We start from the raw sequence: 17091 nt of genomic DNA, 5'->3' as shown, positions 1-17091 counted from the left end.
GCGGTCCGCATTTCGCGGGCACGATCATTTCCAGGAGCAGACCGGGGAGGCCCTCATGTCCGGATTCGAACCCTACGCCGAGCTGGACGGCGACTACAGCGACAAGGACGCGGCGGCCTGCCCGTGGTCGACGGCGAGAGACCTGCTGACCGGGGCAGAGCTGTACTGGCTGTCCACGGTCCGCCCAAACGGCCGACCGCACGTCACTCCGCTGATCGGGGTGTGGGCGGACGGCGCGCTGCACTTCGCCACCGGCGCCGAGGAGCGCAAGGCCCGCAATCTGGCCGCCAACCCCGAAGTGGTGCTGACGACCGGGACCAACACCATGTCGGAGGGGCTCGACGTGGTGGTCGAGGGCAGGGCGGAACGGGTGACGGACGAGGGCCGGCTGAATCTGCTGGCCACGGCCTGGGAGGCGAAGTACGGCCCGGAGTGGCACTTCGACGTCCGGGGCGGCGCCTTCGTGCACTCGGGCCATACGGCGCTGGTGTTCCAGGTGCGCCCCCGCAAGGCCTTCGGCTTCGGCAAGGGCGCCCGTTTCAGTCAGACCCGGTGGCGGTTCAGCTGACCGTGCCGCTCGCGGACGGGGCGGCCGGGCCGGGTCTGGTCGCGATGACGACGGTCGCGTAGAGCTCCTCGGAGCGGACGATGCGCGGGATCAGGCCGCTGCGGGCGACGGTCTCCTCGGCCCGTGCCGCCTGCCGCTCGCTCGTCTCAACCAGCAGATGCCCGCCGGGTGCCAGCCACCGCGGGGCCTCGGCGGTGACCCGGCGCAGGACGTCGAGGCCATCCGCGCCGCCGTCGAGCGCCACCCTCGGTTCGTGGATACGGGCCTCCGGGGGGAGCAGTTCGACGTCGTCCGTGGGGACGTACGGCACGTTGGCGAGCAGGATCTCCACCCGGCCGCGCAGCGAGGCGGGCAGCGGTTCGAAGAGGTCGCCCTCGTACACCTCGCCCGCGTCGCCGATGTTGCGGCGGGCGCACCGCACGGCGGCGGGTTCGACGTCCGCGGCGTGGAGTTCGGCCCGGCCCAGCGTCGCGGCGAGCGCGGCGCCGAGGGCTCCCGAGCCGCAGCACAGGTCGACGACGACCGCTCCGGGAGCGGTGAGGGCGGCGGCCTGCCGGACCAGGAACTCGGTGCGGCGGCGGGGTACGAAGACGCCGGGGTCGACGGCGATCCGCAGGCCGTCGAACTCGGCCCAGCCCAGGACGTGTTCCAGGGGGAGTCCGGCGACCCGCCGTTCGACCATGGCCGTGATCGCGGCGGGGTCGGTGGCGGTGGAGAGGATCAGTTCCGCCTCGTCCTCGGCGAATACACAGCCGGCGGCGCGGAGCGCGGGAACGATGGCGGAGAGGGTGAGCGGTGAAGCGGTGACCGACATGAGCGGAGCCTTTCGGGAAAGCCGATGGGCGCTCCGCGGTCGACTATGTCGGGTCGACGACGCGTTCGCGGGAACTGAGCACCCAGCCTGATACAGCGTTGATGGGTCTCACCTCCTTGGTCGGCCCCCGTGTGGGGATGCGTCACATTACACCGGCCGTGTCGCACCTGTCGCGCTCCGGACAAGATCCGGCTCAGCCCGCCGATGCCGGGGCCGCCACCGCGACCGGCGACGACCCGCCCTTCACGGCCATGCGGGGCGCCCCCGTCCCGTCCGCGGGCACGGTCCAGATGTCGCTCCCCCGGCCACCTGTGCCCGGCAGCGCGTAGGCGAGCGTGCCGTCGTCCAGCCAGGCCGCCTGGTCGTCGACGCTGTGCTTCTCGGCGAGCGGCGTCTCACGCATGGTGCGCAGGTCGAGGACGTACAGCCGCCAGGGCGCGGCCGCGTCGTCGGAGACCTTCTTCTTGAAGGCGAGCCTGGTGTTGTCGGGCGACAGGGAGGGGCATTCGACGTTCTGCCGCAGCGCCTTCGCCGTCCAGTCCCGCATGTTCCCCTCGACGAGGTAGGTGCGGCCCTTGGTGGAGACGGTCGCGTAGAAGCGGTTGTCGTCGCGGGCGAAGGTCACGCCCCAGTAGTTGACGTCGGGGGCGTGGTAGCGGGCGCCGTCGATGGTGAGCTGGATGTTCTCCATGGACTTGATGAGGTATCCGGTGCGCTGGTCGAGGATGGCGGTGCGGGTGGAGAAGGACGTGGTGGCGTACGAGTCACCGGTCGCGAACACCGTCCAGGACAGCATCCGCCCGGAGGCGGAGACCCGGGCACGGGTGGGTACGCCCGGCACGGTGATCCGGCGCTTCTCGCGCAACTGCCGGTCGAGGACGATCGCGTACGTCTTCGGCAGCACCCCGGGCCTGGCCCGCAGGCAGAGCGCGCCTTCGCCGGAGGCGTAGAACCGGTCGCAGGCGGGTCCGCCGCGGGTGCGGGCACCGCCGGTGCGGGCGTCGGTGGTCCGGGCGCCGCCGGTCCGGGCCTCGGTGAGCGGCTGGTGCGCGACGCGCCCGCCTGCTGTGTCCCGGAAGTACAGCGCGGGGCCGGCGAGGGTGAACGAGGCGTCGGCCTCGGTGCGTTGGCCCTTCGTCCGCTGTCCGGCGTGCATCACGTACCCGACGGAGCCGCCCGCGAGGAGCAGCACCGCGGCCACCACTACGGCGATCCTCGCGCGGGGGCCCAGCGGGGTCGCGGCTTTCGGGAACCTGGCACTCATGCGGTCCGCCTTCCGGGGATCTGGGCTTGCGGTTCCCCGGGGGCCGGGGCAACGGAGGGGTTGCGCGGCAGCAACGCCCAGCCGCCCGCGAGGGCGGCGAGCAGGGCCGAGAGGGCCGCCCACAGTGCCGGCTTCGGCCCCCACAGGGTCCAGGCGGCGCCGAAGCCCGCCGCGGCGAGCATCCGGGCCAGCGCCTGTCCGGTCTGGAGCACGGCGAGTCCGCCCGCCCTGCCGTCGGCGGGCAGCACGGGCCCGGCCAGGGCCATCAGCACCCCGTCGGTGGTGGCGTAGAAGACCCCGAGCAGTACGAGGACGGGTACCAGGAGGAGCGGGGCCGGGCCGCCGGCCGGGGCGAGGAGCGTGGCGTACACGCCGAGCAGCGCGAGGTGTCCGTACAGGAACGGCAGCCGCCGGCCGACCCGGTCGGCGATCCGGCCCGCCGGGATCGCCAGCAGCAGGTAGCAGGCCGCTGCGCCGAGCGGCAGCAGCGGGAACCAGCTGACGGGGAGGTCGAGCCGGTGCTGGAGCAGGAGGTAGACGAAGGCGTCGCCGACGGTGGCGGCGCCGAGCAGACAGGCCGCCGCCAGGATCCGGCGGAAGGCGGGATCGCGGAGCGCCGCGAACGCCTTGCGCCCGCGGGGAGCCGGGATCACCGGTTTCGGTGCCGGCTGCCGCCCGGGGACGTAGAGGACGAGGAGCAGTACGCCGAGCAGGCCGACGCAGAAGCTGACGACGAACACCGCGTCGTAGGCGTCGGCGGTCGCCCAGAGCAGCGCGAACGCGGCGAGCGGGCCGAGCAGGGCGCCCGTGGTGTCCATCGCCCGGTGCACGCCGAAGGACCGGCCGAGCGCCTCGGGCGGGCTGCTCAGGGTGATCAGCGCGTCGCGGGGTGCCGTGCGGATGCCCTTGCCGACCCGGTCGGCGGCGAGGGCGGCGGCGATCTGGGCGGTGGCGCCGCCCGCGAGCAGCAGGCCGAGCCGGGAGAGGGCGGAAAGGGCGTAGCCGAGCCCGGCGACCCGTTTGTGGCCGCGGCCGCGGTCGGCGGCGTACCCGCCGAGCAGTCGTACGACGGCGGCGGCGCCGTTGAACAGGCCGTCCAGGAAGCCGAACTGGAGGGGTGAGAGACCGAGTCCGAGGACCAGGTAGAGCGGCAGCACCGCGGTGACCATCTCGGAGGAGATGTCGGTGACGAGGCTGACCGTGCCGAGTGCGATTACGGTGCCGGGAACGCCCCGGCCCGCCCCGCCGGAGCGGGGCCGGGCCGGTGCGTCCCGGCGGCCTGTGGTCGCCAGGTACATCAGTGGCAGGTGTACTTCGGGCTGGTGTCCTTGGTCCTGCCGTCGGTGCCGACGTAGTTCCAGCTGTAGCCGGAGTCGGTGAAGTCCAGCTTCAGGACGCCGTATTCACCGCTGATCCGCTTCTGACTGTTGGGCTGTACCTCCTCGATGGGGTAAGGCTCGGCGCCGCCCATCCCGCCGACGATCTCGGTGATCCCGTCGGCGACGGCCTTCCCGTCGGGGTTCTGCGGGGCGAACCGCTCGTAGTGGTGGTCGTGTCCGTTGAGCACCAGGTCGGCCTTGGCCGCGTACAGGAGCTTCCAGACCGGCCTGCTGACCGGGTCGTTGCCGTGTCCGCCCGAGGAGTAGAGCGGGTGGTGCCAGTAGGCGGCGACGCACGCCTTGCTGTTCTTGGCGATGTCGGCCTTGAGCCAGTCGATCTGGGCACTGTTGTCGAAGGAGTTGGAGTCGAGGGCGATGAAGTGCCAGTTGCCCTCGTCGTAGCTGTAGTAGGTCTTGCCCTGGGGGTAGGCGATGGCGCCGAAGTACGCCTTGTAGCCGGCCAGCGAGCCGGCCGGGTCGTACGTCTCGTGGTTGCCCGGCACCGGACGCGTCTTGGCCTTGAAGGCGCCCCAGGTCTTGTCGTAGTAGGCGCGGAAGTCGGCGATCCGGGCGTCGTCGTACTGGCTGTCGCCCATCGTCAGATAGAACTTCGGGTCGATCTTCTGGGCCAGCGCCGCGGTCTTGGGGTGGGCGCAGTCGCTGTCGGACGCGGTGCACTGGGCGGCGATGTCACCGGCGGCGACCACGGTGAAGGCGCCGGTCTGCGGCGGCTCGCTGCCGGGCGTGCCGTACACCTCCATCCCGTACAGCGAGTAGCCGTAGGCGGTGCCGCGCGCGGTGCCGTACACGCGCAGGTAGCGGCCCTTGCCGGTGAGGGAGGCCCAGTCGTCGGTGCCGCCGTCCCCGGCCGTCTCCTCGGCGAGCCGGGTCCAGGTGGTGCCGTCGGCTGAGATCTCGATCCGGTACGCCTTGGCGTACGCGTCCTCCCAGCTGAGCTTGACCCGCGTGACGCCGGCACCGGCGCCGAGGTCGACGCCCAGCCACTGCGGGTCCTTGCCCTCGACGCTCGCCCAGCGGGTGGCCGGGTCGCCGTCGAAGGCGTTCTGGGGTCCGAGGTCGGAGCTTTCGTCGGAGGAGGAGGTGGCGGTCCTGCCGCCCGAGATGAGGGGGTCGGCGGCCGCGCCGGCCCGGTCGGGGTAGGCGAGCAACAGGCCGCCCACGAGAACGAGTACGGCGGCGACGACCACGCCCGCTGTACGGCGCCGCGTGGGCGTGAGGAGCAAAGCTGAGCCGTTCGGGTGCATCCCTGGACTCCTGGCCTTGTGGGGGTGGCGAGAGCTGGGCATCGTTGCGTGGCCCCGCGTCCGGCCCGGGTTCGGGCAGGGGACGGGGTCGTGGTGGCCGGGCCAGAGCTCTCACTGAGCGCGTCATGCCTGCGGAAGCGGGGCACCGCGCCGAGCCACCGCCGGGAATGCTAGCGAACAGTAAACTTTCCTACCAGTCCCCCAACTGGCTTCGTTCCACGGCCTGTTCGGCACCGTCCGCGCGGCTTCTCAGCGGGAGAGGACGTCGAGCAGGAGCGCTCCGACAATCCACAGCGGGATCGCGAGCGCGACCAGCAGGCCGGCCAGACAGCCCGACGTGGTCAGCCGGGCACCGGTTCTCGCCCGGTCTTCGCTCTTTCGCATGCCGGTATTCAACCCGAACGCACTCCGGGCCAGAGGCGCACCGCCTCCGGCCCGGATCGTCGTCGCGTCGCCGCGAAGTGGTTACAGCACCGGCAGCAGCGCCTTCAGCTCGAAGGCGGTGACCTCGGAGCGGTACTCCTCCCACTCCTGCTTCTTGTTGCGGAGGAAGAAGTCGAAGACGTGCTCGCCGAGCGTCTCGGCGACCAGTTCGCTCTTCTCCATCAGCGCGATCGCCTCGCCCAGGTTCTGCGGCAGCGGCTCGATGCCCATCGCGCGGCGCTCCGCGTCGGACAGCGCCCAGACGTCGTCGTCGGCGCCGGCCGGGAGTTCGTAGCCCTCCTCTATGCCCTTGAGGCCCGCGGCGAGGAGCACCGCGTACGTCAGGTAGGGGTTGGCGCCGGAGTCGATGGAGCGGACCTCCACCCGGGCGGAGCCGGTCTTGCCGGGCTTGTACATCGGTACGCGGATGAGCGCGGAGCGGTTGTTGTGGCCCCAGCAGATGTACGAGGGGGCCTCGCCGCCGGCGCCCGCCGCCCGGGAGGAGCCGCCCCAGATGCGCTTGTAGGAGTTGACCCACTGGTTGGTGACGGCGGAGATCTCCGCGGCGTGGGTGAGCAGGCCGGCGATGAAGGAGCGGCCGACCTTGGAGAGCTGGTACTCGGCGCCCGACTCGTAGAAGGCGTTGCGGTCGCCCTCGAAGAGGGAGAGGTGGGTGTGCATGCCCGAGCCGGGGTACTCCGAGAACGGCTTCGGCATGAACGTCGCCTGCACGCCCTGCTCCAGCGCGACCTGCTTCATCACCAGGCGGAAGGTCATGATGTTGTCGGCGGTGGAGAGCGCGTCCGCGTACCGCAGATCGATCTCCTGCTGGCCGGGGGCGCCCTCGTGGTGGCTGAACTCGACCGAGATTCCCATGGATTCGAGCATGGTGATCGCCTGGCGGCGGAAGTCCATGCCGACGTTCTGCGGGGTGTGGTCGAAGTAGCCGGAGCTGTCGGCGGGGGTGGGGCGGCTGCCGTCGACCGGCTTGTCCTTCAGCAGGAAGAACTCGATCTCCGGGTGGGTGTAGAAGGTGAAGCCCAGGTCGGAGGTCTTGGCGAGGATGCGCTTGAGGACGTAGCGCGGGTCGGCGAAGGACGGTGAGCCGTCGGGCATCAGGATGTCGCAGAACATCCGGGCCGTGCCGGGGGCCTCCGCCCGCCACGGCAGGATCTGGAACGTGCCCGGGTCCGGCTTGGCGATCATGTCGGACTCGTACACCCGGGCGAAGCCCTCGATGGCCGAGCCGTCGAAGCCGATGCCCTCGTCGAACGCCTGTTCCAGCTCCGCGGGGGCGACCGCGACGGATTTCAGGTAGCCGAGGACATCGGTGAACCACAGCCGTACGAAGCGGATGTCGCGCTCCTCAAGCGTCCTGAGGACGAATTCCTGCTGCTTGTCCATAGCCACATCCTTGCAGTTCAGACGGTCCGTGCACCACCGCCCGGGGTAGGGGAGGAGCTCCAGTATCACGACCCGGGATTTCACCCAGATTACGCACACGAAGTGAGATGGAGCACCCGGCCACCCACTACGATCGGCGCCCATGGCGCGCAAGGGGTGGAACGCCTTCACGACGGCCCCGCGCGTGCCGGTTCTCCCGGCCTCCGGCCCGTCCGCCCGACCCCTTCCCAGAAGGACCTGACGACATGAGCTTCGACCCCAGGACCCCCATGGCGCAGCAGCACGACGCCCACCGCGCGCGGCAGCGCCGCGACCGTGCCCTGGCCATAGGCCTGAGCGTGCTCGTGGTCGTGGGGCTGGTCGGCTTCGGCTCGTACATGGTGCTGGAGAAGTCCGAGGCGTCCGAGCAGAAGCAGGCCGCCCCGGCGGCGGACGGCAAGGTGGACGACAAGGCGCCCTCGGCACAGCAACAACAGAAGAAGCCCGCCGGTGGGCCGATCGAGGGGCTGCGGACCTGGGACGCGAAGAAGCTGACCCGCAACCACGTCACCGGGGCCGTCGCCTACCCGATGAAGCCGCCGGTCGGCGGCGACCACAACCCCGTATGGATGAATTGCGACGGCCGGGTCTACAAGAACGCGGTCCCCGATGTGAACGCCGTGCACGCGATGGAGCACGGAGCGGTGTGGGTGACGTACACGGGCAAGGCCCCTGCCGCCGATGTGGCGAAGCTCGCCGAGCGGGTCGGCAGGACGCCGTACTCGCTGATGAGCCCGTACGAGGGCCAGTCCGGAACGGTCATGCTGACCGCCTGGGGCAACCAGGTGACCGTGGACGGCGCCGACGACCCGCGGGTCGACCAGTTCTTCTCGAAGTTCGTGCAGGGGGCGCAGACGCCCGAGCCCGGTGCGACGTGCTCGGGCGGGCTGGAGGCGCAGTGACCGCGGGGAGGCGCATCCGGCGCGTCGAGTGGGCGGCGGGCTCCGCCGTGGTGCTCGCGCTGCTGTTCGCGGGGGTGGCGACGGTCGCCTCCGCTCGCGAGGACGGGAGCGGGGCGGACCGTGTCGCGGCCGCGCCGCGCACACCGGCGGCGGACTCGGCGGACGCCGGTTTCGCCCGCGACATGGCGGTCCACCACCAGCAGGCCGTGGAGTTGTCCTTCATCGTCCGTGACCGCACGAAGGACGAGGAGGTGCGCCGGCTCGCGTACGACATCGCCAATACGCAGGCCAATCAGCGCGGCATGCTGCTGGGCTGGCTGGATCTGTGGGAGCTGCCGAAGACGTCCGCCGGGCAGCCGATGGCCTGGATGGCCACCGGGCACGAGGGCCACTCGATGAACGACATGGCCGACATGGCCGACATGGCCGACACGGACGGGATGGCGGGCACGGGGACCGGCTACCGGGCCCACGACGGCTCCCTCATGCCCGGCATGGCCACCAGGACCGAGCTGGACCGGCTCCGGTCGGCGAGCGGCAGGGCGGCCGAGGTCCAGTACCTCCGGTTGATGACCGAGCACCACAAGGGCGGCGTCGACATGGCCCGCGGCTGCGCGAAGCTGTGCACGGTGAAGGCGGAGAAGCGGCTCGCCGGCGGGATGGTCGAGGCCCAGCGCTCGGAGCTGGACGAGATGGCCGGAATGCTCACGGCGCGAGGCTCCGCACCCCGGTCCTGAAACATTCCCCGGATCCGCAGGTGCACCCGAACGGGTGATAGCGGTCGCGTCCCCCGAACGGGCCCATGACGATGGGTTCGCTCGGGGAAGTACGGCATGCCCATCGGCACGCAGGAGGAATCCCTCATGACCACTGCCAAGGACATCATGCACACCGGGGCCACATGGATCCCCGCGCACGAGACGCTCGACCGGGCCGCGCAGCTGATGCGTGAGCACAAGGTCGGCGCGCTGCCCATCTCGGCCAGCGGCGAGAAGGACCGGATGATCGGCATCCTCACGGACCGCGACATCGTGCTCGGCTGTGTGGCGATGGGCCACGATCCGTCGAAGATGACGGCGGGCGACCTCGCCCAGGGCACCCCCCGCTGGATCGACTCGGAGGCGGGCGTGGAGATGGTTCTGGAGGAGATGCAGACCCATCACATCCGCCGGCTCCCGGTCGTCGAGGACAAGATGCTGATCGGCATGATCAGCGAGGCCGACCTGGCGCAGCACCTCACCGCGGAGCAGATCGCCGGCTGGGCGGAGAAGGTCTACGCCCGCGGCTGACCCGCCGCACCGACCCGGCCCGGTACCCCCTTGTACGGACCTTGCCGTTCGGATCCGGCCGAAGCACGGCCCGGTCCGGACGGGAGGTCCCGGGGTGCCGGGCCGTTGTGCTGCCCGCCCCGGCCGCCTCTGCGGCCCGCCCCGCCGGGCCCCGTACCAGCGGAGATACGTTTCCGCGCGCGAGGGATACCCGGCGGGGGTAGGGTGCTCGACATGACCCTGAGTGGATGTGCGACATACGGACAGTTGTTGCTGTTCGTCTCGCTGCTCATCGGGATCCTCCGCCTCCTCAGGGGCGTCGCGGCACGGGACGCACCCCGGCCGGGGCGGGATCCCCGGCCGGACGTGACCCGACCGGCCCCGTTGTCGGTGCTGTGCATATAGAAGGGGCGCCTCCCCCTCCCCCAGCAGACCGAAATACCGACAACACCCCGAGGTGCACCTCCGTCATGCGCACTCCACCCACCCGACGCGCCGTGCTCGGCGCCGCTGTCGCCACCGCCGGTTCGGCTGTGCTGGCCGCGTGCTCCGGCGAATCCGACACGGGCCACGGCGGCAAGAAGACCGGCAGCGCGAACGCCGGTGGCACAAGCCACGGCGGCGTGAACCACGGGGCCTCCCCCGGCAGGAAGCACGGGGTCCCGCCCCGTGCGAAGTCCGAGGGCGAGTACGTCTCCCCCGACGGAAAGGAGGTCGCGGCGGCCGAGGCGAAGCGGAGCTCGGGCCCCCTGCGGAAGGTCCACCTCGTCGCCACCCCGTCCCGGCTCGATCTGGGCGGCGGGCTCGTCGTCGGCTCCTGGGCGTACGAGGCCCGGCTGCCCGGCAAGGAGCTCCGGGTCACGATGGGCGACACCCTGGCGCTCACCCTTGCCAACCACCTGCCCGCGGAAACGACTCTGCACTGGCACGGCCTCAATGTGCGCAACGACATGGACGGCGTGCCCGATCTGACCCAGGCGCCCATCAAGCCCGGCGCGGAATTCGCCTACCGGTTCAAGGTCCCGCACGCGGGGACGTACTGGTTCCACCCGCACACGGGCGTCCAGCAGGACCGCGGACTGTACGCGCCACTGATCGTCGAGGACCCGAGGGAGCCGCTCAAGTACGACAAGGAGTGGGTCGTCGTCCTGGACGACTGGGTCGACGGGGTGGCCGGTTCGACGCCGGACTCGGTGCTGTACGAGCTCAGCGGGGGCAGGGGCGGCATGGACCACGGCAGCGGCGCGCACGGCGCCCCCGCCAAGGGCCGCACCGGCCCCACCCGGATGATTCGGGACTCCTACAGCAAACTGCTCAACAGCCACGGGGGCGACGTCGCCTATCCGTACTACCTGATCAACGGCCGCACCCCGAAGTCCCCCACGTCCTTCATCGCGAAGCCCGGCGACCGGATCCGGCTGCGCATCATCAACGCGGGCGGCGACACCGCCTTCCGGGTGGCGCTCGGCGGCCACCGGATGACGATCACGCACACCGACGGCTACCCGGTCCGGCACACCACCACCGACGCCCTGCTGCTGGGCATGGGCGAGCGGTACGACGTGGTGGTCACCGCCGGCGACGGGGTGTTCCCGCTGACCGCGCTCGCGGAGGGCAAGAGGGCCTCGGCGCTGGCCCTGCTCCGTACCGGGAAGGGGACGGCGCCCACCGCGTCCGTACGGCCCGAGGAACTGTACGGAAGGCTGGTGGAGGCGGAGGAACTCGCGCCGGACGAGTCGGTGGAGCTGTCCTCGCGCAAGCCCGACCGGACGATCCGGTTCAGGATGACCGGCAACATGCGGGACTACGACTGGGCCTTCGACCACGAGCCGTACGACCCCCACCGGCGTCACCCGGTGGAGGCGGGCGAGCGGGTCAGGCTGGAGTTCTTCAACACCACGGAGATGTGGCACCCGATCCATCTGCACGGGCACTCGTTCGGCCTCGTGGGGGCGGCGGGGCCGGACCACCGGGCGACCCGGCGGGGACGGGCCGCCTGGGCGCACAAGGACACCGCGATCATCCGGCCGAACAGCTCGCTCGCCGTCGAGTTCGACGCGAACAACCCGGGGCTGTGGATGCTGCACTGCCACAACATCTACCACTCGGACGTGGGCATGATGACGGTCCTCGGCTACCGCCGCTAGGGCCTGCCCGGCGGGCCGCGGCCATGATTCCGCGGCCCGCCAGGACATTGCGTCAGTCAGACGATTACACTGGTGCGCGTGCCTCAACTACGTCTCGCACTGAATCAGATCGACTCGACCGTCGGTGACCTCGCCGGCAACGCCGAGGCGATCGTCCACTGGACCCGGCACTCCGCCGAACAGGGCGCCCACCTGGTGGCGTTCCCGGAGATGGTGCTGACCGGCTACCCCGTCGAGGACCTGGCCCTGCGCCCGTCCTTCGTCGAGGCCTCGCGGCAGGCGCTGCGCGCGCTCGCCGCCCGGCTCGACGCCGAGGGCTTCGGGGAGCTGCCGGTCGTGGTCGGCTACCTCGACCGCTCGGAGACGGCCCAGCCCCGCTACGGGCAGCCGGCCGGCTCCCCGCAGAACGCCGCCGCGGTGCTGCACCGGGGGCAGGTCGCGCTGACCTTCGCCAAGCACCACCTCCCCAACTACGGCGTCTTCGACGAGTTCCGGTACTTCGTGCCGGGCGACTCGATGCCGGTCGTACGGGTCCACGGCGTGGACGTGGCGCTCGCGATCTGCGAGGACCTCTGGCAGGACGGCGGCCGGGTGCCGGCCGCGCGGGCCGCCGGTGCGGGTCTGCTGCTGTCGGTCAACGCCTCGCCGTACGAGCGGGACAAGGACGACACCCGGCTGGAACTGGTCCGCAAGCGGGCCCAGGAGGCGGGCTGCACCACCGCGTACCTGGCGATGATCGGCGGCCAGGACGAGCTGGTCTTCGACGGCGACTCGATCGTCGTCGACCGGGACGGCGAAGTGATCGCCCGTGCGCCGCAGTTCGCCGAGGGCAGCGTCGTGCTCGACCTGGAGCTGCCGGCGGCCGCCGCCGAGCCGCCGTCCGGGGTCGTCAACGACGGACTGCGGATCGACCACGTGGTGCTCTCCGAGGAGCCGCTCCCGGCGTACCCGGCGGAGCTGACCGGCGGCTACGCGGAGCGGCTGGACGACGACGAGGAGCTGTACTCGGCGCTGGTCGTGGGGCTGCGGGCGTACGCCGCCAAGAACGGCTTCAGCAGTGTGCTGATCGGGCTCTCCGGCGGGATCGACTCGGCGCTGGTCGCCGCGATCGCCTGCGACGCGCTGGGGGCGCAGAACGTGTACGGCATCTCGATGCCGTCGAAGTACTCCTCGGACCACTCCAAGGGCGACGCGGCCGAGCTGGCCCGCCGTACCGGGCTGAACTTCCGCACCGTGCCGATCGAGCCGATGTTCGACGCGTACATGGGCTCGCTGGGGCTCACCGGTCTCGCCGAGGAGAACCTCCAGTCGCGGCTGCGCGGCACGATGCTGATGGCCGTCTCCAACCAGGAGGGCCAGATCGTCCTCGCGCCGGGCAACAAGTCCGAGCTGGCCGTCGGCTACTCGACGCTGTACGGCGACTCGGTCGGGGCGTACGGCCCGATCAAGGACGTCTACAAGACGTCGATCTTCCGCCTGGCGAAGTGGCGCAACCGGGCCGCCGAGGAGCGCGGGCAGACCCCGCCGATCCCGGAGGCGTCCATCACCAAGCCGCCCAGCGCCGAGCTGCGCCCGGGGCAGGTCGACACGGACTCGCTGCCCGACTACGACGTACTGGACCGGATCCTGGAGCTGTACGTCGACCGGGACCAGGGCCTGGACGAGATCGTCGCGGCCGGCTTCGACGCGGCGCTGGTGGCGAAGACGCTGCGGATGGTGGACACAGCCGAGTACAAGCGGCGGCAGTACCCGCCGGGCACGAAGATCTCCCCGAAGGGCTTCGGCAAGGACCGGCGGCTGCCGATCACCAACCGGTGGCGCGAGTCGGGCTGAGCGGGGCGGGGGCGCGGTGACCGGGCGGACCGGTCACCGCGCCCTCGCGTTTCGGCGCGCGTCAACGGTGGCGGAACGGGTCACCGCGTCACAGCTTCACGCGCGCCACGATCGGCAGGTGGTCGCTCTCCGTCGCGCCGAGCGTCCACGAGGACACCGGTTCGACGTCCTTCACCAGGATCTGGTCGATCCGTGCCATCGGGAACGAGGCCGGCCAGCTGAAACCGAAGCCGTCACCGGCCGCGCCCTGGGTGGAGCGCAGCTGGGAGCTGACCGCGTTCAGGGCGCGGTCGTTCATCGTGCCGTTGAGGTCGCCGAGCAGGATCACCCTGTCGAGCCGTTCGTCGGCGATGGCCTCACCCAGGGCGTCCACGCTGTCGTCGCGCTGGTTGGCGGTGAATCCGGCGTGCAGCTTGACCCGTACGGACGGCAGGTGGGCCACGTAGACGGCGATCTCGCCCTTCGGTGTCGTCACCGTGGAGCGCATCGCGCGGGTCCAGCCCATCTTGATGTCGACCGGCCTGGTCGCGCTGATCGGGTACTTGCTCCACAGGCCGACGGTCCCCTGCACCGAGTGGTACGGGTAGCGGTCGGCGAGTGCCGCCTCGTACGCCGCCACCTTGCCGTTCGGCAGCTCCTCCAGGGCGATGACGTCGGCGCCGGAGTCCGCGACCTTCCGGGCGGTGCCCTTGGGGTCGGGGTTGTCGGCGTTGACGTTGTGGGTGGCCACGGTGAGGTCGCCGCCGGTGGTGGACTTGTCGGTGAGCAGGCCGCCGAAGGCGTTGAACCAGACCACGACCGGCAGCAGCAGGGCGATCAGCGCGGTCGCCGAACGGCGCACCAGGCCGAGGACCAGCAGCAGCGGGACGAACGCCCCGAACCACGGCAGGAACGTCTCGGAGAGGCTGCCCAGGTTGCCGATGGTGTTCGGGATCTCGGCGTGGAAGGCCATCACCAGGGTGAGAAGCACCGAACAGAGGGCGAGGACGATGCCGCGCCGCCAGATGCCCGGGTCGCGGGTCAGCCTGTCGCGCAGGCCCCGGAAGCGGGATCCCGGCCCGACGCGCCCCGGCTCCGGTTCCGGTTCCGGTTCCGCACGGTCGTTCCCGGTGTCCGCTCCGTACGCCTGCACCATCGCGCTGTCCTCACTGCCTTGCCGTGCATGTCGCCGCGCCCTCGACCCCAGGGCCTGTCCGGCGGATCATGGCCGGGGCCGCGGCCCTGACCGACCCTGACCCGCCGGACAGACCCTAGGCGATGGGCGGCGTGTTTCCTGCCGTCGACGACGGCCTTACTGCCACGAGGACGAAGGGCGGGGTCCGGCGGGTTCCGGCCGGGCGGGGTCTGTGGGGGCTTGTGACAGAACGCTCACACTCGGGCGGGTCCGGGCCCGGTTCCGGTTCCGCGCCCCGGTCCGGGAGTGTCGGGCGTCGCCGGCCGGGTCAGCTGTCGCCCGACGGGCGGGGTGCCAGGCCCTCGACCAGGACCTGGACGATGCGGTCGGCGAGATCGTCGGGCAGCGGCGCGTCGGGCCGGTGGATGGTGCGTACGAGCATGGGCCCGAGGAACAGGTCGTCCATCAGACCCACGTCCAGGTCCGCCCGGAGTTCGCCGGCGTCGACGGCGCGCTGGACGGCAGCCAGCATGGCGACGCGGCGGGGTGCGATGACGCTGCTGTGGTACTCCTCCCACAGCTTGGGGTGGCTCTTCATCTGCGCGAAGACGTTGTACAGCAGGGCCGAGGAGCGCTGGGCCAGGCCGCGCCTGCGCAGCGAATCCAGCAGCAGTCGCAGGTCGTCGAGCCCGGCGGTGCCCGAGACCGCGGGCTCCGGCGGCTCCATGTCCTTCAGGACGTCGACGAAGAGTTCTTCCTTGCCGCTCCACCGCCGGTAGATCGTCGCCTTGCCGACCCCCGCGGTCCGGGCTATCCGCTCGATGGACAAGGCCGCCAGGGGCTCACCGGCCTCCAGCAGTCCGACGACGGCGTCCAGGATCGCCCGCTCGGCCGCCGCGCTGCGCGGCCGGCCCCGTCGCGGTTCCGGAGCCTGCCCGAGCCGCTGCTCCCGGCCCTGTGCCGGTGCCTGTGCCCGCGCGTCGGTCCACCCCTCGCTGCGGTGCCGGGTCGCCGGTCTCATCGGCCCGCTCCCGCCGCGCGTACCGGCCGGTCGCCCCGGCCGGACCCGTCGGGGCCCTCCTCGGCGGGCGGCCTCCCCGGCAGGAAGAGTGCGACCACGAGGGCGCCCACCAGGGCGATGGTCGCCGAACCGATGGCGGTGACGTGCATGGCCTTCAGGAACGCGTCGTTCGCCGAGGCGATCAGCCCGGCGCCCGCCGGGCCCAGCTTGTCCGCGATGGCGAGCGTCGCCTCGATCGACTCCCCCGCCGCGTCCCTGGCCCCGGCCGGGAGCGCGGCGAGGTGGCCCTCGATGTCGCCCCGGTAGACGGTGGAGAGCACCGAACCGAGCACGGCGACCCCGAGCGCCCCGCCGACCTGCCGGAAGGTGTTGTTGATGGCCGATCCGGAACCGGCCTTCTCCCGGGGCAGCGCCTGCATCACGGAGACGGTGACCGGTGTCATCACATGCGCCATGCCGGTGCCCTGGACGAAGAAGAGCAGGCACAGCACCCAGACCGGCGTGGTCCCGTCGAACAGCGCGAACGCCGCCAGCCCGACCGCGACCAGCAGCATGCCGCCGGTACAGGTGGCACGCGCGCCGAAGCGGTCGACGAGCAGCCGGGCCCGGGGCGCGAAGATCATCTGGGTGGCGGCCAGCGGCAGCAGCATCGCGCCCGCCTGGAGAGCGGTCCAGCCGCGCACGCTCTGCATGTAGAAGGCGGAGAAGAAGGTCACCCCCATCAGCGCGAAGAAGACCAGCGCTATGGCGGCGACGGCCGCGGCGAACGAGGGCTCCTTGAAGTACGCGATGTCGAGAGCCGGGTGGGTGCTGCGCTTCTCGTGCCAGACGAACCCGGCCAGCACGAGCAGCCCGCCGAAGCTCGACAGCAGCACCACGGGGTCGGCGAAGTCGGCGAGCTGGCCGCCGCGGATGATGCCGTACACCAGCAACACCAGGCCGATGATGGAGAGCACTACGCCGATCGGGTCGGTCCGGCCCGGGTTCGGGTCCTTGGAGTCCGGCACCAGCAGCATCATCGCGATCAGCGCCACGATCACCACGGGCACGTTGACCAGGAAGATCGAGCCCCACCAGAAGTGTTCGAGCAGCAGCCCGCCGGTGATCGGGCCGATCGCGATGGCCACACCGACGCTGCCGGCCCACAGGCCGATGGCCCTGGGCTGTTCATCGCGCTCGAAGACGTTCATCAGGACGGCCAGGGTGGCGGGCATGACGAACGCGGCGCCGAACCCCATCAGCGCGCGCCAGGTGATCAGCTGGGTGGGCGAACCGGACATGGCGGCGAGCGCGGAGCCGGTACCGAAGATCAGGATGCCGAAGAGCAGCGTCTTCTTGCGGCCGATGCGGTCGCCGAGCAGCCCGGCGGTGAAGAGGAGTCCGGCGAAGACGAGGGTGTAGGCGTTGATCGCCCACTCCAGCTGGCTCTGGGTGGCACCCAGGCCGGTGGGTGCGGGGCTCGCGATGGTCTTGACCGCGACGTTCAGGATCGAGTTGTCCAGTACGACGATGAGCAGGCTGAACATCAGGACGACGAGGATCGCCCAGCGGCGACGGTGGACCGCCTCCGGAATCTGGGGCGCGGCGGCGCGAGCACCGGACGGCATCGACATGAAACGGAGCTTATCCGATTTCGATACGAGACCGTCT

The 17091-nt window shown here is 71.3% G+C and carries 15 protein-coding genes; 6 read left to right on the top strand and 9 right to left on the bottom strand.

Going from position 1 to position 17091, the window contains the following annotated elements:
• Window positions 1-55: 55 nt before the first annotated feature.
• A complete protein-coding gene (locus tag ACFYY7_RS02900) occupies window positions 56-568 on the top strand; it encodes a pyridoxamine 5'-phosphate oxidase family protein (protein WP_388656199.1) in 513 nt (170 codons plus the stop codon).
• On the opposite strand, the gene ACFYY7_RS02895 is transcribed toward ACFYY7_RS02900, so the two are convergent.
• The 6 genes from ACFYY7_RS02895 to glnA form a co-directional block, all read right to left on the bottom strand.
• The gene (locus ACFYY7_RS02895; protein ID WP_388656197.1) at window positions 561-1382 is read right to left on the bottom strand and encodes a putative protein N(5)-glutamine methyltransferase; all 822 of its coding nucleotides are present in this window, start codon (window positions 1380-1382) and stop codon (window positions 561-563) included. The two genes, ACFYY7_RS02900 and ACFYY7_RS02895, sit on opposite strands and share 8 nt — an antisense overlap.
• A gap of 193 nt (window positions 1383-1575) precedes the next feature.
• Window positions 1576-2646 carry a TolB family protein gene (locus tag ACFYY7_RS02890; RefSeq protein WP_388656194.1) on the bottom strand — a complete coding sequence of 357 codons (1071 nt, stop codon included), beginning with the start codon at window positions 2644-2646 and terminating at the stop codon, window positions 1576-1578.
• Window positions 2643-3944, bottom strand: a complete 1302-nt coding sequence (locus tag ACFYY7_RS02885) for an MFS transporter (protein WP_388656191.1) — start codon at window positions 3942-3944, stop codon at window positions 2643-2645. Before ACFYY7_RS02885 ends, ACFYY7_RS02890 begins: the two co-directional genes overlap by 4 nt.
• Window positions 3944-5290 carry a discoidin domain-containing protein gene (locus ACFYY7_RS02880; RefSeq protein WP_388656190.1) on the bottom strand — a complete coding sequence of 449 codons (1347 nt, stop codon included), beginning with the start codon at window positions 5288-5290 and terminating at the stop codon, window positions 3944-3946. Before ACFYY7_RS02880 ends, ACFYY7_RS02885 begins: the two co-directional genes overlap by 1 nt.
• A gap of 249 nt (window positions 5291-5539) precedes the next feature.
• On the bottom strand, window positions 5540-5674 hold the full coding sequence (locus ACFYY7_RS02875) for a hypothetical protein (RefSeq protein ID WP_388656187.1): 135 nt from the start codon (window positions 5672-5674) through the stop codon (window positions 5540-5542).
• A gap of 81 nt (window positions 5675-5755) precedes the next feature.
• On the bottom strand, window positions 5756-7117 hold the full coding sequence (gene glnA / locus ACFYY7_RS02870; RefSeq protein ID WP_072483343.1) for a type I glutamate--ammonia ligase: 1362 nt from the start codon (window positions 7115-7117) through the stop codon (window positions 5756-5758).
• 245 nt (window positions 7118-7362) lie between these two features.
• On the opposite strand from glnA, the gene ACFYY7_RS02865 reads away from it, so the two are divergent.
• The 5 genes from ACFYY7_RS02865 (at window position 7363) to ACFYY7_RS02845 (ending at window position 13306) form a co-directional block, all read left to right on the top strand.
• Window positions 7363-8058, top strand: coding sequence for a DUF3105 domain-containing protein (locus tag ACFYY7_RS02865; RefSeq protein WP_388656184.1), 696 nt, complete (start codon window positions 7363-7365; stop codon window positions 8056-8058).
• Window positions 8055-8795 carry a DUF305 domain-containing protein gene (locus ACFYY7_RS02860; RefSeq protein ID WP_388656182.1) on the top strand — a complete coding sequence of 247 codons (741 nt, stop codon included), beginning with the start codon at window positions 8055-8057 and terminating at the stop codon, window positions 8793-8795. The genes ACFYY7_RS02865 and ACFYY7_RS02860 overlap by 4 nt, the downstream gene beginning before the upstream one ends.
• A gap of 126 nt (window positions 8796-8921) precedes the next feature.
• On the top strand, window positions 8922-9347 hold the full coding sequence (locus tag ACFYY7_RS02855) for a CBS domain-containing protein (protein ID WP_388656179.1): 426 nt from the start codon (window positions 8922-8924) through the stop codon (window positions 9345-9347).
• Window positions 9348-9796: 449 nt separating this feature from the next.
• A complete protein-coding gene (locus tag ACFYY7_RS02850; protein ID WP_388656176.1) occupies window positions 9797-11473 on the top strand; it encodes a multicopper oxidase family protein in 1677 nt (558 codons plus the stop codon).
• Between the two features lie 78 nt (window positions 11474-11551).
• Window positions 11552-13306, top strand: a complete 1755-nt coding sequence (locus ACFYY7_RS02845) for an NAD+ synthase (RefSeq protein WP_376320379.1) — start codon at window positions 11552-11554, stop codon at window positions 13304-13306.
• An 88-nt stretch (window positions 13307-13394) separates the two neighbouring features.
• Here ACFYY7_RS02845 and ACFYY7_RS02840 read toward each other — a convergent pair whose 3' ends face one another.
• The 3 genes from ACFYY7_RS02840 to ACFYY7_RS02830 form a co-directional block, all read right to left on the bottom strand.
• Complete coding sequence (locus ACFYY7_RS02840; protein WP_388656172.1) at window positions 13395-14441, bottom strand: endonuclease/exonuclease/phosphatase family protein; 1047 nt, start codon at window positions 14439-14441, stop codon at window positions 13395-13397.
• A gap of 307 nt (window positions 14442-14748) precedes the next feature.
• Window positions 14749-15441, bottom strand: coding sequence for a TetR/AcrR family transcriptional regulator (locus ACFYY7_RS02835; RefSeq protein WP_388656169.1), 693 nt, complete (start codon window positions 15439-15441; stop codon window positions 14749-14751).
• Complete coding sequence (locus ACFYY7_RS02830) at window positions 15438-17054, bottom strand: MFS transporter (protein WP_388656166.1); 1617 nt, start codon at window positions 17052-17054, stop codon at window positions 15438-15440. The genes ACFYY7_RS02835 and ACFYY7_RS02830 overlap by 4 nt, the downstream gene beginning before the upstream one ends.
• Between the last annotated feature and the right edge of the window lie 37 nt (window positions 17055-17091).

The sequence above is a fragment of the Streptomyces sp. NPDC001933 genome, assembly GCF_042890955.1.
Lineage (GTDB): Bacteria > Actinomycetota > Actinomycetes > Streptomycetales > Streptomycetaceae > Streptomyces.
The sequence above is the reverse complement of the archived record's forward strand: the minus strand, read 5'-3'. Positions and strand labels throughout refer to the sequence as shown.